We start from the raw sequence: 13435 nt of genomic DNA on the forward strand, positions 1-13435 counted from the left end.
CACGTCACCCCGTCGCAACCACCGGCTTGCCGGAGAGCTCGACGCCCGCGTCCCGGAGCTCCCCGAGCGCCCTCTCCGTCGTGTGCGGAGCGACCCCCGCCGTGAGGTCGAGCAGCACCAGGGTCGAAAAACCTTCCCGCACCGCGTCCAGCGCGGTGGCGCGGACGCAGTGGTCCGTCGCGATCCCGACGACGTCGACCTCCGTCACCCCCCGCTCCCGCAGCCAGTCCGCCAGGGACACCCCGTTCTCGTCGGTGCCCTCGAACCCGCTGTACGCGGCCGCGTACGCCCCCTTGTCGAAGACGGCGTCTATCGCCCCGGAGGCGATGACCGGGGCGAAGTTCGGGTGGAACCCGGACCCCTCCGTGCCGGCGACGCAGTGCGGCGGCCACGTCGTCTCGTAGTCCGGGTCGGCGGAGAAGTGCGCGCCGGGGTCTATGTGGTGGTCGCGCGTGGCGACGATGTGCCGGTACCCGGCGGTGGCCTCGCCGACGAGGTCGGTGATGGCCGCGGCCACGTCCGCCCCGCCCGCGACCGCGAGGCTGCCGCCCTCGCAGAAGTCGTTCTGCACGTCGACGATGATGAGTGCACGCTGCATAGTGCGGATCCTTTGTGGAAGGGCCCTCGGCCGACAGTGCGGATCACGACTGTACGGATGTGCGGATCTGTACGGATCGCCTCTCTGTGACCGAGGGTAGTGACTTCCGTTGCGCAATGGGAGAGGGACCCGGAGCGGGGCGGGCCCGCTCCGGCGCGCGGGGCCGCGCGCGGAGCGTCAGAGGTACTCGGTGGGGAGTACCGGCTCACCGCGCGAGAGCTGGGTCGCGGAGAGCGGGAGCCCCGCCCGGGCCGCGGCGTGCCGGTCCCGGACGGCGTCCAGGGCCTCGCGGGCGACGACCTCGCCGCCGCGGACGAGCTCCACGATCAGCTGGTGGTCCGCGAGCTCCGCCGGGACCGGCCCGGTGCCGACGACCTCGGCCTCGGCCACCCCGTCCGCGTCCGGCCGGCGCGCGGCCCACTTGCGGCCGCCGATGGAGGTCTTGCCGCCCATGGACTTCTTGGCGACGGGCCGCAGCGGGGCGTCCGGGCCGGGCCCGTCCGCGCGGGCCACGAGCTTGTAGACCATCGAGCAGGTGGGGTGCCCGCTGCCGGTGACCAGCTGGGTGCCGACCCCGTACGCGTCGACGGGGGCCGCGGCGAGCGAGGCGATGGCGTACTCGTCGAGGTCGCTGGTGACGACGATCCTCGTCTTGCCGGCGCCCAGGTCGTCCAGCTGCTGCCGCACCCGGTGGGCGAGCAGCAGCAGGTCGCCGGAGTCGATGCGGACGGCGCCGAGCTCCGGGCCCGCGATCTCCACGGCCGTCCTGACCGCCTCGGCGACGTCGTAGGTGTCGACGAGCAGGGTCGTGTTCCCGCCGAGCGAGTCGACCTGGGCGGTGAAGGCGTCGCGCTCGCTGTCGTGCAGCAGCGTGAAGGCGTGCGCACTGGTGCCGACGGTCGGGATGCTGTAGCGGAAACCGGCCGCGAGGTCGGAGGTGGAGGCGAAGCCGCCCACGTACGCGGCGCGGGCGGCGGCGACGGCCGCGAGCTCGTGGGTGCGCCGGGCGCCCATTTCGATCAGCGGGCGCCCGCCGGCGGCGACGGCCATCCGGGAGGCCGCGGCGGCGACGGCCGAGTCGTGGTTGAGGATCGACAGGATCACGGTCTCCAGCAGCACCGCCTCGGCGAAGGTGCCCTCGACGCGCAGGATGGGGGAGCCCGGGAAGTAGACCTCTCCCTCGGGGTAGCCCCAGATGTCGCCGCGGAAGCGGTAGTCCGCGAGCCAGGCGAGGGTCGGCTCGTCCACGATCTTCCGGCTCGCGAGGAAGTCCAGGACGCCGCTGTCGAAGCGGAAGTTCTCCACGGCGTCCAGGACGCGGCCGGTGCCCGCGACGACGCCGTAGCGGCGCCCCTCGGGCAGCCGGCGGGTGAAGACCTCGAAGACCGAGCGGCGGTCGGCGGTGCCGGAGCGCAGCGCGGCTTGCAGCATCGTGAGTTCGTACCGGTCGGTGAAGAGGGCCGTCGACGGAACGTCCACCGGCAGCCTCAAGTCCGCAGCGTTCATGGACACAGATGCTACCCCCAATACTCGTCACTCTGACGATTTCTATGCCGTGACCCCGGGCACCCGGCCGACGCGCGGCCCTGGCGGCACCCCCTTTGTGCATCGCAGGCCCCCGGGTGGCAGCATGGGAAGGGTGAGTGTTGCACCGGTCGAGATCGAACGCCCCGAGTCGAGCGAAGCCCCGTACGCGGTGGCCGAGCCCGACGTCCCCTGGGTCACGCTGGTCCACAACGACCCCATCAACCTCATGAGTTATGTGACGTATGTCTTCCAGGCGTACTTCGGCTACTCCAAGGACAAGGCCCACAAGCTGATGCTCGACGTCCACCACAAGGGGCGCGCCACCGTCTCCAGCGGCAGCCGCGAGGAGATGGAGCGCGACGTGCAGGCGATGCACGGCTACGGGCTGTGGGCGACGCTGTCGCAGGACCGTTGATGGCCGGCCACTTCGAGCCGCTGTCCGGCGGCGGGGCCGCCGCGGCCCTGGACGAGGTCGAGGTCTCCATCCTGCGCAGCCTGACCGTCCAGCTCCTGGAGCTGATCGGCCCGGGCGACGCCGCGGGCACCGACGGCGCCGATCCGCTCGCGCGCCTCTTCGCCGAGGGCCCCAGCGAGCCGCCGTCCGACCCGGCGCTCGCCCGGCTCTTCCCCGACGCCTACGGCGACCCGGACGCCGCGCAGGACCCGCAGGAGCGTGCGTACGCCGCGGAATTCCGCCGCTACACCGAGAACGACCTGCGCGACCGCAAGCGCGAGGACGCCCTCGCGGTGGTCCGCTCGCTCGACGCCCTCGTGATGGCCGGAGACCCCGGGGACGGCGTCGCCGTCCTGCGCCTCACGCCCGAGGACTGCCGCCGCTGGCTGGGCACGCTCAACGACCTCCGGCTGACCATCGGGGCGCGGCTGGAAATCACCCATGAGGACGACGGCGAGGCGCTCCTCCGGCTGCCGGACGACGATCCGCGCAAGCCGATGGTGATGGCCCATCTGTGGCTCGGCGGACTACAGGAAACGCTGGTAGATGCACTGATGGGATGATCGATCAAAAGCATCCGGACGTCCGCTCAGGGAACAATCAAGTCCGGATAACGATCGGATCACCGTAACGGTGCCTATTACCCCTGCTTTCCCTTATTGTCCGCATTTCTTTGTGGTGTGCGTCACGAACGCATGATCGTTCTTCGGACGATCTACCGGCCACTCGTGATACATCTTGCCGACCTGCCTCCGTGACGCCACCCATGTTCACGGCGGGAGCGCTGAGCCGGCCGACCGTCGGCATTCGCAGGACTCCATCCGGGGGGATCGGAACCCGATCCGGAGCAACCGGATCGGTATGGAGAAAGGCGCACCACCATGACCTCTGAGCAGGTCGCGGCCCGTACCGCGAACGCAGTCGCGGAACCGGGTCACAAGGGAAGCGGCAAGGCAGCTTCCGAGGGTTACGAGCGGGGACTCGGTAACCGCCAGATTCAGATGATCGCCATTGGTGGCGCCATCGGCACCGGCCTCTTCCTCGGCGCGGGGAAGGCCATTTCCAAGGCCGGGCCCAGCCTGATCCTGGCTTATGCCATAGCCGGTCTGGTCATCTTCTTCATCATGCGAGCGCTCGGTGAGCTGCTCATGTACCGCCCGGTGTCGGGCTCCTTCTCGGACTACGCCCGGGAGTTCCTCGGCCCCTTCTGGGGCTATGTGACCGGATGGACGTACTGGCTCTTCTGGGTCGTCACCGGAATCGTCGAGGTGACCGCCGCGGCCTCCTATGTGCAGTACTGGAACCATTCCATTCCGCAATGGGTCTCCGCGCTGGTCTTCACCGTCATCCTCTACTTCGCCAACCTGATCTCCGTGAAGCTCTTCGGTGAGCTGGAGTTCTGGTTCTCCATGGTCAAGGTCACCGCCATCATCGGCATGATCCTGATCGGTGTCGGCGTGCTGACCATCGGCTTCTCCGACGCCGGTGACACCGCCACCGTCACCAACCTCTGGAACGACGGCGGCTTCTTCCCGCACGGCATCGGCAACACCCTGATGACCCTGCAGATCGTGATGTTCGCCTTCCTCGCCGTCGAGCTCGTCGGCGTCACCGCGGGCGAGGCCAAGGACCCGGAGAAGACGCTCCCCAAGGCGATCAACACCGTGCCGTGGCGCATCGCGGTCTTCTACATCGGCGCGCTGATCATCATCCTGGCCGTCGTCCCGTGGGGCGAGTTCATGCCGGGCGTGAGCCCGTTCGTGGCCGCCTTCCAGAAGATCGGCCTGCCGGCCGGTGCGGGCATCGTCAACTTCGTCGTCCTCACGGCGGCGCTGTCGTCCTGCAACTCGGGCATGTACTCCACCGGCCGCATGCTGCGCGACCTGTCGCTCAACGGCCAGGGCCCGAAGTTCTTCGGCGAGCTGACTAAGCGCGGCCTGCCGCTGCGCGGCACCACCTTCTCCGCCGCGCTGATGCTCGTCGGCGTCTGGATCAACTACCAGTGGCCGGGCAAGGCGTTCGACTACGTCGTCTCCTTCGCGACCATCTCCGGCATGTGGGCGTGGATCGTGATCCTCGTCGCCCAGCTGCGCTACCGCCGCAAGGCGAACCGCGGCGAGCTCCCGCAGTCCGCGTTCCGTGCCCCCGGCGCCCCGTGGACCAGCCTCTTCGCGCTCGCCTTCATCTTCATGGTGATCGTGATGATGGGCATCGACGCGGACGCGCGGGTCTCGCTGTACTGCGCCCCGGTCTGGGCCGCGATCATGTGGGTGTCCTACCGCGTCCTCAAGGCCCGCAACCCGCAGGCCTTCGAGCGCAAGGACTACACGCAGGCCGTCGAGGTCGACCAGGCCGCGTAGGCCCGGCCGCGGGCCGCGCCGGCCGTCCGGCATCCGGGCCCGCCCGTACCACTCCTCGGTACGGGCGGGCCCTTCGCCTTGTCCGCGTGCCTATCCTGGGCCGCATGCTGACCATCACGCAGGACCTGTACGACCGGATCGTCGCGCACGCCCGCGCGGACCACCCCGACGAGGCCTGCGGCGTGGTCGCCGGACCGGCCGGCAGCGACCGCCCCGAGCGGTTCGTCCCCATGCTCAACGCCGCCCGGTCTCCCACGTTCTACGAGTTCGACTCCACGGACCTGCTGAAGCTCTACCGCGAGATGGACGACCGCGACGAGGAGCCCGTCGTCATCTACCACTCGCACACCGCCACCGAGGCCTACCCGTCCCGCACGGACCTCACGTACGCAGGCGAGCCCGGCGCCCACTACGTGCTGGTGTCCACGGCCGACACCGACGGCGAGGGGCCGTTCCAGTTCCGCTCGTTCCGCATAGTGGACGGCCAGGTGACCGAAGAGGACGTCACCGTAGTGCCTGCCTACTGAGCAGCGACCCACCGGCGGGCCGCCACTGTCCGCATGCCGGTACGAACCTCCGGCGGCCGCACACGGAATCGATACGATCGCCCCAGGTGTCCCACCCGTACGCCGACAGGAGCCCGCATCATGGCCATCGAGGTCCGCATTCCGACCATCCTCCGCACCTACACCGACCAGAAGAAGGCCGTCGAAGGCAGCGGAGCCACCATCGACGAACTCTTCAAGGACCTCGACGCCCGGCACGCGGGCATCCGCGAGCGCCTGGTCGACGAGTCCGGCGAGCTGCGCCGCTTCGTGAACGTCTACCTCAACGACGAGGACGTCCGCTTCCTCGGCGGCATCGCCACCGAGCTCACCGACGGCGACAGCGTCACCATCCTCCCGGCCGTCGCCGGCGGAATGAGCTGAGCGGCCCGCGCATGCGCTACGACAGCCACCTGGCCTCGGTCGGCAACACCCCGCTGGTGCGGCTGCCCAGGCTCTCCCCGTCCGGGTCGGTCCGGATCTGGGCCAAGCTGGAGGACCGCAACCCCACCGGCTCGGTCAAGGACCGCCCCGCCCTGCACATGATCGAGCAGGCGGAGCGGGCCGGGCGGCTGACCCCGGGCTGCACCATCCTGGAGCCCACCTCCGGCAACACCGGCATCTCGCTCGCCATGGCCGCCCGCCTCAAGGGCTACCGCATCGTGTGCGTCATGCCCGAGAACACCAGCGAGGAACGGCGGCAGCTGCTCGCCATGTGGGGCGCGGAGATCATCTCCTCGCCCGCGGCGGGCGGCTCCAACACCGCCGTCCGCGTCGCCAAGGAGCTCGCCGCCGAGCACACCGACTGGGTGATGCTCTACCAGTACGGCAACCCCGACAACGCCGGCGCGCACTACGCCACCACCGGCCCGGAGATCCTCGCCGACCTCCCCGAGATCACCCACTTCGTCGCCGGGCTCGGCACCACCGGCACCCTCATGGGCGCCGGCCGCTACCTGCGCGAGCACAAGCCCGGCGTGAGCATCGTCGCCGCCGAACCGCGCTACGACGACCTCGTCTACGGCCTGCGCAACCTCGACGAGGGCTTCGTCCCCGAGCTCTACGACCCCTCCGTCCTCACCACCCGCTTCTCGGTCGGCTCGGAGGACGCGGTGCGCCGCACCCGCGAGCTGCTCAGCGAGGAGGGCATCTTCGCGGGCGTCTCCACCGGCGCCGTCCTGCACGCCGCCCTGGGCGTGGCCCGCAAGGCCGAACGGGCGGGGGAGAGCGCCGACATCGCGTTCATCGTGGCGGACGGCGGCTGGAAATACCTCTCGACGGGCATCTACACGGCCCCCACGACGGAAGCGGCCGTGGAGGCGCTCCAGGGCCAGCTCTGGGCGTAGCACCGCCCGCGGGCCTCGTCGTACGCCGTCATCCGCCGCCGCACGCCGTCGCACGCACCGGTTCCGGGGGGTCGCGGGAGCCCCCCCCGGAACCGCCTGACGGGCGCGCGCCCAGAAGGGTCCGTACCGGTGACTTCAGCCACAACCCCACCTCACGGAGGAGCGGGCGTCCCCTTCGCGCCTTACGCTCGACGGACCGCATGGCCCCCCGTCACGAGTCAACGGAGGTTCAGGCCCGCATGAAGCTCACCGTCGTCGGATGCTCGGGGTCGTTCCCGTCCACGGAATCGGCCTGTTCGAGCTACCTCGTCGAGGCCGACGGCTTCCGGCTGCTCCTCGACATGGGCAACGGAGCCCTCGGCGAGCTGCAGCGCCACGTCGGTCTCTACGACCTCGACGCCATCCTGCTCTCGCACCTGCACCCCGACCACTGCATCGACATGTGCGGCTATTTCGTGGCCCGCTACTACCGGCACGAGGGCGGCCGGGCCGAGGCCATCCCCGTCTACGGCCCGCGCGACACCGAGCACCGGCTGGCCACCGCGTACGGGGACGTGCCCGACGAGTCCTGCATGAGCGAGGTGTTCGACTTCCGCACCCTCGCCCCGGGCACCTTCTCCGTGGGCCCGCTGACCATCCGTACGGACCGGGTGCGCCACCCCGTGGAGGCCTTCGCCTTCCGCGTCGAGCACGACGGCAGCGCCCTCGTCTACTCCGGCGACACGGGCCCCTGCGAGGAGCTGCACGAGCTGGCCGCCGGCGCCGACCTGCTGCTCTGCGAGGCGTCGTTCACGCACGGCAAGGAGGACATCCCGGACCTCCACCTCAACGGCCGCGAGGCCGGGGAGCACGCCGCGCGGGCCGGCGCGGGCCGGCTGGTCCTCACCCACATCCCGCCGTGGACGGACCCGCTGACCAACCTCCGCGACGCGCGCGCCGTCTACGACGGGCCGGTCGAACTCGCCAGGGCCGGCGCGGTATACGAGTTCTAAGCCTTTCCCGGCCCTGCATTCCCAGGCCGGAAAGCGAAATGCCCCCGGAATCCCATGGATTCCGGGGGCATTTCCCTATTGCTTTTGAGGTCAGGCCTTCAATTCGGCCGACTCTTCCTCGGATTCGCGGCCGGGGGTCTTGAGGTCGAACTTCAGGATGGCGAAGCGGAAGACCACATAGTAGATCGCGGCGAAGCACAGGCCCACGAGGACCAGCAGCCACGGCTTCGAGGCGATGCCCAGGTTCAGCAGGAAGTCGATGACGCCGGCCGAGAAGCCGAAGCCGTCCTTCATGCCGAGCGCCCAGGTCAGGGCCATCGAGACACCGGTCAGCACCGCGTGGATCGCGTAGAGCACCGGCGCGACGAACATGAACGTGAACTCGATCGGCTCGGTCACGCCCGTGACGAAGGCGGTGGCCGCGAGGGAGAACATCATGCCGCCGACGACCTTGCGGTTCTCGGGGCGGGCGCAGTGCACGATCGCGAGGCAGGCGGCCGGCAGCGCGAACATCATGATCGGGAAGAAGCCGGTCATGAACTGGCCGGCGTTCGGGTCACCGGCCAGGAAGCGGGCGATGTCGCCGTTGACGGTGCCCTTGGGGCCGTCGTACGAGCCGGCCTGGAACCACGGGAAGGAGTTCAGCAGGTGGTGCATGCCGACCGGGATCAGACCGCGGTTGGCGACGCCGAAGATGCCCGCGCCGACCGCGCCCGAGCCGACCAGCCACTCACCGAAGTTGTGCAGACCCGTGCCGAGCACCGGCCAGATGTAGCCGAAGACGACGCCGATGAGCAGACCCGCGAAGGAGGAGAGGATCGGCACCAGGCGGCGGCCGCCGAAGAAGCCCGCCCAGTCCGGCAGCTTGGTGCGGTAGAAGCGCTGGTATATGAGCGCCACCACGAGGCCCATCACGACGCCGCCGAGGACCTTGGCGTCGACGGCCTGCTCCACCATGGCGACCTTGTGGTCGACCACGGCCTCCTTCTTCGGGAGGCTGCCGTCGGTGAAGGTGCCGAGCACCTTGGAGAAGACCAGGTAACCGGCCACGGCGGCCAGGGCCGTGGAGCCGTCCGACTTCTTGGCGAAGCCGATCGCGACACCCACGGCGAACAGCAGCGCCATGTTGTCGAGGATCGCGCCGCCGCCCGCGGACATGAACTCGGCGATCTTGTTGAGGAACGCCGGGAGCGACTCCTTGCCCAGCATGTCGCCCTGGCCCAGGCGGACCATCAGCGCCGCGGCGGGGAGCACCGCGACGGGCAGCATCAGGCTGCGGCCGATGCGCTGGGCGACCGCCATGGCACCGGCGCCGAACTTCTTCTTCTCCGCCGGCGCCGAGGCCTTCTTCTTCGCGGGCGCCGAGGCCTTCTTCTCCGCGGGCTTCTCCGCGTCCTTCTTCTCCGGCGAAGCGGCGTCGTCAGGCGCCGCCTTTGCCGCCTTGGCGCTCTTACTCATCGGATTCCTCCAGGTGAGGCGGGCGCTCGGGGGAAGGGGGGTGGCCCGCTTTTGGTCTACACCACTGAGTGGTTTAGACCATGTTGTAGCACGTGAGTCCGGGATAAAGGAATCCGTGCTTCCCGGTGGCTCCGGACACAGCGGAAAGCCCCCGGCCGGTGACTCCGGGGGCTCGTGACGGGGAGCGATTACCCCTTCACGTTGCAGTTAGTCCTTGACGTTGCCGCGCTCGATCTCCTCCGCGAGCTCTTCCGGTTCGCGCCCCGGAGTCGGCAGGTCGAACTTCGTGATCGCGAACCGGAAAATCGCGTAGTAGACGGCGGCGAAGCACAGCCCGATCGGAATGATCAGCCACGGTTTGGTCGCCAGCCCCCAGTTGATCACGTAGTCGATCAGGCCCGCCGAGAAGCTGAAGCCGTCGTGCACGCCCAGCCCCCAGCACACCGCCATCGACACGCCCGTCAGCAGCGCGTGCACCACGTACAGCGCGGGCGCGATGAAGAGGAACGCGTACTCGACCGGCTCGGTGATCCCCGTGACGAACGAGGTCAGGCCCACCGAGAGCATCATGCCCGCGACCGCCTTGCGCCGGTGCGGCTTCGCGCAGTGGGCGATGGCCAGCGCCGCGGCCGGCAGCGCGAACATCATGATCGGGAAGAAGCCCGTCGTGAACTGGCCCGCGTCCGGGTCGCCCGCCAGGAAGCGGTTGATGTCGCCGTGCACCACCGTGCCGTCCGGCTTCGTGTAGTCGCCGAACTGGAACCACATGAAGGTGTTGAGGAACTGGTGGAGCCCCACCACCAGCAGCGCCCGGTTCGCCACGCCGAAGACGCCCGCGCCCGCCGCCCCCAGGTCCGAGAGCCACTTGCTGAAGCTCGTCAGCGCGTCGCCGACCGGCGGCCAGACGAACAGGCAGATCACCGCGAAGGCCAGCGCGACGAACGACATCAGGATCGGCACGAGCCGGCGCCCGTTGAAGAAGCCCAGCCAGTCCACCAGCCGCACCCGGTGGAAGCGCACCCAGAACCACGCGCTCAGCAGGCCGATCACGATGCCGCCGAAGACCCCCGGGTTCTGGAAGCTCGCCGGGGAGGCCTGCCCGCCCATGGAGACGCACACCCCGCTCCACAGCCCCGCCCCGCCGAACTTCGACTCGTGCGGGCAGTCCTCCGGGAACTGGTGCAGCACGGAGAAGTAGACGAGGAAGGCCACGACCGCCGCCAGGGCCGTCGAGCCGTCCGCCTTCTTCGCCATCCCGATGGCCACGCCCACGCAGAACAGCAGCGGCAGGCCGAGCGCCGAGTCCAGCAGCGCGCCGCCCGCGCCCGCGAAGACCTTCGCCACGTCCGTCCAGCCCAGCCCGTCCTTGCCGAAGACGTCCGGCTGGCCGAGCCGGTTCAGGATGCCCGCGGCCGGGAGCACCGCGATGGGGAGCTGGAGGCTGCGGCCCATCTTCTGCAAGTTCGAGAAGAGGGTCTGCCGGCGGGCTCGCCACCGGCTCTGACGCGGCGCGGCCGCGGCGTCCGTGCTCATCTGCGTCCTCCCGGTCGCCGCCCCGGCGGCGGTCCACTCGGTGCTTGCCGCATACTGGTGTAGACCACTTGTGCGCGCGTACGGGTACGCGTGCGGGTGTCGCCATCATTCGTCAGATGGCGGACATTCGCTCACATAGTTGGGCTGAACGTGGTTTACCGTGGGGAAGCCGCTCGGTGGTACCGCCGAAGGGCCGAAGACAACCAGGAGTGCACATGGCCAGCAAGGCTGAGAAGATCGTCGCCGGCCTCGGCGGCATCGACAACATCGACGAGATCGAGGGCTGCATCACCCGGCTCCGCACCGAGGTGAACGACCCCGGGCTCGTCGACGAGGCCGCCCTCAAGGCCGCCGGCGCCCACGGCGTCGTCAAGATGGGCACCGCCATCCAGGTCGTCATCGGCACCGACGCCGACCCGATCGCCGCGGAGATCGAAGACATGATGTGAGCCGTGAGCCGCTGAGGCTCACGGCCGGGGCCCCGCCCGGAACGCGTGCATACGTGACATACGCACCGCGATCCGGAACGGGGCCCTTCGCCTACCCCCGATGCCAGTAGGCTCATCACCATGTCTCGCATCGACGGCCGCACGCCCGACCAGCTCCGCCCCGTGACCATCCAGCGCGGCTGGAGCAAGCACGCCGAGGGCTCCGTCCTCATCTCCTTCGGAGACACCAAGGTCTTCTGCACCGCCAGCGTCACCGAGGGCGTCCCGCGCTGGCGCAAGGGCAGCGGCGAGGGCTGGGTCACCGCCGAGTACTCGATGCTGCCCCGCTCCACCAACACCCGCGGTGACCGCGAGTCCGTCCGCGGCAAGATCGGCGGCCGCACCCACGAGATCTCCCGCCTCATCGGCCGCTCCCTGCGCGCCGTGATCGACTTCAAGGCCCTCGGCGAGAACACCATCGTCCTCGACTGCGACGTCCTCCAGGCCGACGGCGGCACCCGCACCGCCGCCATCACCGGCGCCTACGTCGCCCTCGCCGACGCCATCACCTGGGCCCAGGGCAAGAAGCTCATCAAGCACGGCCGGCAGCCGCTCACCGGCACCGTCAGCGCGGTCAGCGTCGGCATCGTCGACGGCGTCCCGCTCCTCGACCTCTGCTACGAGGAGGACGTCCGCGCCGACACCGACATGAACGTCGTCTGCACCGGCGACGGCCGCTTCGTCGAGGTCCAGGGCACCGCCGAGGCCGAGCCCTTCACCCGCGACGAGCTCAACGGCATCCTCGACCTCGCCGTCAGCGGCTGCACCGCGCTCGACGCGGCCCAGCGCGAGGCGCTCGCGGCGACGCTGTAAGCAGCCCCCGGAGTAGCCGCCGGGAGCAACCGCCAGAGGGATCACAGGCGTTCTTACGGGCGTACGGACGGGACGAGAGCCCGGCCGTACGCCCGTGAGCCGTCTCCAGGGGAGGGAACCCGCATGCCCGCACGCAGAACGCCGCTCGTGCTCACCGCCACCGCACTCGCCGCACTCGCCGTCCCGCTCGCGGCCGGCTGCTCCACCGCCCAGAAGGCCGTGGACTGCGCCCGCCTCGGCATCGAGATATCGAACGACGTCGACGACCTCCAGCGCAGCGTCACCGACACCGCGACCGACACCGACAACGCCGGCAAGATCCTCGACAACCTCGAAAGAGACACGAAGAAGCTCAAGGACAAGAGCAGCAACGTCGACGTCGGCAAGGCCCTCGACCACCTCCAGAAGGCCGTCGGCAACGTCCGCGACTCCCTGCGCGACGACAAGACCCCGGACCTGACGCCGCTGACGGACGCCGCGGGAGAGCTGTCCAAGGTGTGCACGTCGAAGTAGCCCCGGCCCCCTTCGGGATAATCACCCCCATGAAGCGCCTGATCCTCGCCACCCGCAACGCCAACAAGGTCACCGAGCTCCGCGCCATCCTGGAGGCCGCCGGCCTCGGCGTCGAGCTGGTCGGCGCCGACGCCTACCCCGAGATCCCCGACGTCAAGGAGACCGGCGTCACCTTCGCCGAGAACGCCCTCCTCAAGGCCCACGCCCTCGCCCGCGCCACCGGCTTCCCGGCCGTCGCCGACGACTCGGGCCTGTGCGTCGATGTCCTGAACGGCGCCCCCGGCATCTTCTCCGCCCGCTGGGCCGGCCGCCACGGCGACGACAAGGCCAACCTGGACCTCCTCCTGGCCCAGCTCGGCGACATCGCCGACGAGCACCGCGCCGCCCACTTCGCCTGCGCCGCGGCCCTGGCCCTCCCGGACGGCACGGAACGCGTCGTCGAGGGCCGCCTGGAGGGCACCCTCCGCCACGAGCCGACGGGCGGCGGCGGCTTCGGCTACGACCCGATCCTCCAGCCGCTGGGCGAAACCCGCACCTGCGCGGAGCTGACGGCGGACGAGAAGAACGCGATCAGCCACCGGGGGAAGGCGTTCCGGGCGCTGGTGCCGGTGGTGCGGGAGCTGCTGGGCTGACCGCACGCCGAAGGCCTGGCACTGCGATCTTGCAGTGCCAGGCCTTCGAATCAAAGGTTAGTGCGGCCGGTGGGACTCGAACCCACATGGGATTGCTCCCAAGGGCACCTAAAACCCTCGCTTATACCATTCAGCAACGGCCGCCAGTCGCCAGCCATCGTAGCGGTCCGGCGGCG

15 protein-coding genes and 1 tRNA gene are annotated in these 13435 nt (G+C 69.9%); 11 read left to right on the forward strand and 5 right to left on the reverse strand.

Going from position 1 to position 13435, the window contains the following annotated elements; translation table 11 throughout:
* Positions 1-4: 4 nt before the first annotated feature.
* Both D7231_RS30475 and D7231_RS30480 read right to left on the reverse strand, forming a co-directional pair.
* Complete coding sequence (locus tag D7231_RS30475) at positions 5-598, reverse strand: isochorismatase family protein (protein WP_120758843.1); 594 nt, start codon at positions 596-598, stop codon at positions 5-7.
* A 177-nt stretch (positions 599-775) separates the two neighbouring features.
* Positions 776-2104, reverse strand: a complete 1329-nt coding sequence (locus D7231_RS30480; RefSeq protein WP_120758844.1) for a nicotinate phosphoribosyltransferase — start codon at positions 2102-2104, stop codon at positions 776-778.
* Positions 2105-2228: 124 nt separating this feature from the next.
* Here D7231_RS30480 and clpS point away from each other — a divergent pair, with 124 nt between their 5' ends.
* The 7 genes from clpS (at position 2229) to D7231_RS30515 (ending at position 7822) form a co-directional block, all read left to right on the forward strand.
* Positions 2229-2540 (forward strand): ATP-dependent Clp protease adapter ClpS, encoded by a 312-nt coding sequence (gene clpS / locus D7231_RS30485; protein WP_120758845.1) that lies wholly within the window; start codon positions 2229-2231, stop codon positions 2538-2540.
* Complete coding sequence (locus D7231_RS30490; protein ID WP_120758846.1) at positions 2540-3142, forward strand: DUF2017 domain-containing protein; 603 nt, start codon at positions 2540-2542, stop codon at positions 3140-3142. Before clpS ends, D7231_RS30490 begins: the two co-directional genes overlap by 1 nt.
* Positions 3143-3460: 318 nt before the next feature.
* Entirely contained in the window at positions 3461-4939 is a 1479-nt protein-coding gene (locus tag D7231_RS30495) for an amino acid permease (RefSeq protein ID WP_120758847.1), read from the forward strand.
* Positions 4940-5043: 104 nt separating this feature from the next.
* A complete protein-coding gene (locus D7231_RS30500) occupies positions 5044-5466 on the forward strand; it encodes a M67 family metallopeptidase (protein WP_120758848.1) in 423 nt (140 codons plus the stop codon).
* 120 nt (positions 5467-5586) lie between these two features.
* The gene (locus tag D7231_RS30505) at positions 5587-5868 is read left to right on the forward strand and encodes a MoaD/ThiS family protein (protein WP_120758849.1); all 282 of its coding nucleotides are present in this window, start codon (positions 5587-5589) and stop codon (positions 5866-5868) included.
* A gap of 11 nt (positions 5869-5879) precedes the next feature.
* The gene (locus D7231_RS30510) at positions 5880-6830 is read left to right on the forward strand and encodes a PLP-dependent cysteine synthase family protein (RefSeq protein WP_120758850.1); all 951 of its coding nucleotides are present in this window, start codon (positions 5880-5882) and stop codon (positions 6828-6830) included.
* A gap of 239 nt (positions 6831-7069) precedes the next feature.
* Positions 7070-7822, forward strand: coding sequence for an MBL fold metallo-hydrolase (locus D7231_RS30515; protein WP_120758851.1), 753 nt, complete (start codon positions 7070-7072; stop codon positions 7820-7822).
* Between the two features lie 90 nt (positions 7823-7912).
* Here the strand turns inward: D7231_RS30515 and D7231_RS30520 are convergent, their stop codons facing one another.
* Positions 7913-9124, reverse strand: a complete 1212-nt coding sequence (locus tag D7231_RS30520; protein WP_120758878.1) for a PTS transporter subunit EIIC — start codon at positions 9122-9124, stop codon at positions 7913-7915.
* Positions 9125-9487: 363 nt separating this feature from the next.
* Entirely contained in the window at positions 9488-10813 is a 1326-nt protein-coding gene (locus D7231_RS30525; protein WP_120758852.1) for a PTS transporter subunit EIIC, read from the reverse strand.
* Positions 10814-11028: 215 nt separating this feature from the next.
* Here D7231_RS30525 and D7231_RS30530 point away from each other — a divergent pair, with 215 nt between their 5' ends.
* The 4 genes from D7231_RS30530 to rdgB all read left to right on the forward strand — a co-directional run bounded on the left by D7231_RS30530 (position 11029) and on the right by rdgB (position 13259).
* Complete coding sequence (locus D7231_RS30530) at positions 11029-11262, forward strand: PTS sugar transporter subunit IIB (protein ID WP_120758853.1); 234 nt, start codon at positions 11029-11031, stop codon at positions 11260-11262.
* 120 nt (positions 11263-11382) lie between these two features.
* Positions 11383-12114, forward strand: a complete 732-nt coding sequence (gene rph / locus D7231_RS30535; RefSeq protein WP_120758854.1) for a ribonuclease PH — start codon at positions 11383-11385, stop codon at positions 12112-12114.
* Positions 12115-12237: 123 nt separating this feature from the next.
* Positions 12238-12627, forward strand: a complete 390-nt coding sequence (locus tag D7231_RS30540) for a hypothetical protein (RefSeq protein ID WP_120758855.1) — start codon at positions 12238-12240, stop codon at positions 12625-12627.
* Positions 12628-12656: 29 nt separating this feature from the next.
* The gene (gene rdgB, locus D7231_RS30545; protein WP_120758856.1) at positions 12657-13259 is read left to right on the forward strand and encodes an RdgB/HAM1 family non-canonical purine NTP pyrophosphatase; all 603 of its coding nucleotides are present in this window, start codon (positions 12657-12659) and stop codon (positions 13257-13259) included.
* Positions 13260-13320: 61 nt separating this feature from the next.
* On the opposite strand, the gene D7231_RS30550 is transcribed toward rdgB, so the two are convergent.
* A tRNA-Leu gene (locus D7231_RS30550) sits at positions 13321-13403 on the reverse strand.
* Between the last annotated feature and the right edge of the window lie 32 nt (positions 13404-13435).

It is taken from the genome of Streptomyces klenkii (genome assembly GCF_003626645.1).
GTDB classification, from domain to species: domain Bacteria; phylum Actinomycetota; class Actinomycetes; order Streptomycetales; family Streptomycetaceae; genus Streptomyces; species Streptomyces klenkii.

Bases quoted from the DNA above. Each gene is read 5' to 3' on its own strand.
- D7231_RS30475 (WP_120758843.1), bottom strand. From the start codon at position 598: ATGCAGCGTGCACTCATCATCGTCGACGTGCAGAACGACTTCTGCGAG.
- D7231_RS30480 (WP_120758844.1), bottom strand. From the start codon at position 2,104: ATGAACGCTGCGGACTTGAGGCTGCCGGTGGACGTTCCGTCGACGGCC.
- clpS (WP_120758845.1), top strand. From the start codon at position 2,229: ATGGGAAGGGTGAGTGTTGCACCGGTCGAGATCGAACGCCCCGAGTCG.
- D7231_RS30490 (WP_120758846.1), top strand. From the start codon at position 2,540: ATGGCCGGCCACTTCGAGCCGCTGTCCGGCGGCGGGGCCGCCGCGGCC.
- D7231_RS30495 (WP_120758847.1), top strand. From the start codon at position 3,461: ATGACCTCTGAGCAGGTCGCGGCCCGTACCGCGAACGCAGTCGCGGAA.
- D7231_RS30500 (WP_120758848.1), top strand. From the start codon at position 5,044: ATGCTGACCATCACGCAGGACCTGTACGACCGGATCGTCGCGCACGCC.
- D7231_RS30505 (WP_120758849.1), top strand. From the start codon at position 5,587: ATGGCCATCGAGGTCCGCATTCCGACCATCCTCCGCACCTACACCGAC.
- D7231_RS30510 (WP_120758850.1), top strand. From the start codon at position 5,880: ATGCGCTACGACAGCCACCTGGCCTCGGTCGGCAACACCCCGCTGGTG.
- D7231_RS30515 (WP_120758851.1), top strand. From the start codon at position 7,070: ATGAAGCTCACCGTCGTCGGATGCTCGGGGTCGTTCCCGTCCACGGAA.
- D7231_RS30520 (WP_120758878.1), bottom strand. From the start codon at position 9,124: ATGGCGGTCGCCCAGCGCATCGGCCGCAGCCTGATGCTGCCCGTCGCG.
- D7231_RS30525 (WP_120758852.1), bottom strand. From the start codon at position 10,813: ATGAGCACGGACGCCGCGGCCGCGCCGCGTCAGAGCCGGTGGCGAGCC.
- D7231_RS30530 (WP_120758853.1), top strand. From the start codon at position 11,029: ATGGCCAGCAAGGCTGAGAAGATCGTCGCCGGCCTCGGCGGCATCGAC.
- rph (WP_120758854.1), top strand. From the start codon at position 11,383: ATGTCTCGCATCGACGGCCGCACGCCCGACCAGCTCCGCCCCGTGACC.
- D7231_RS30540 (WP_120758855.1), top strand. From the start codon at position 12,238: ATGCCCGCACGCAGAACGCCGCTCGTGCTCACCGCCACCGCACTCGCC.
- rdgB (WP_120758856.1), top strand. From the start codon at position 12,657: ATGAAGCGCCTGATCCTCGCCACCCGCAACGCCAACAAGGTCACCGAG.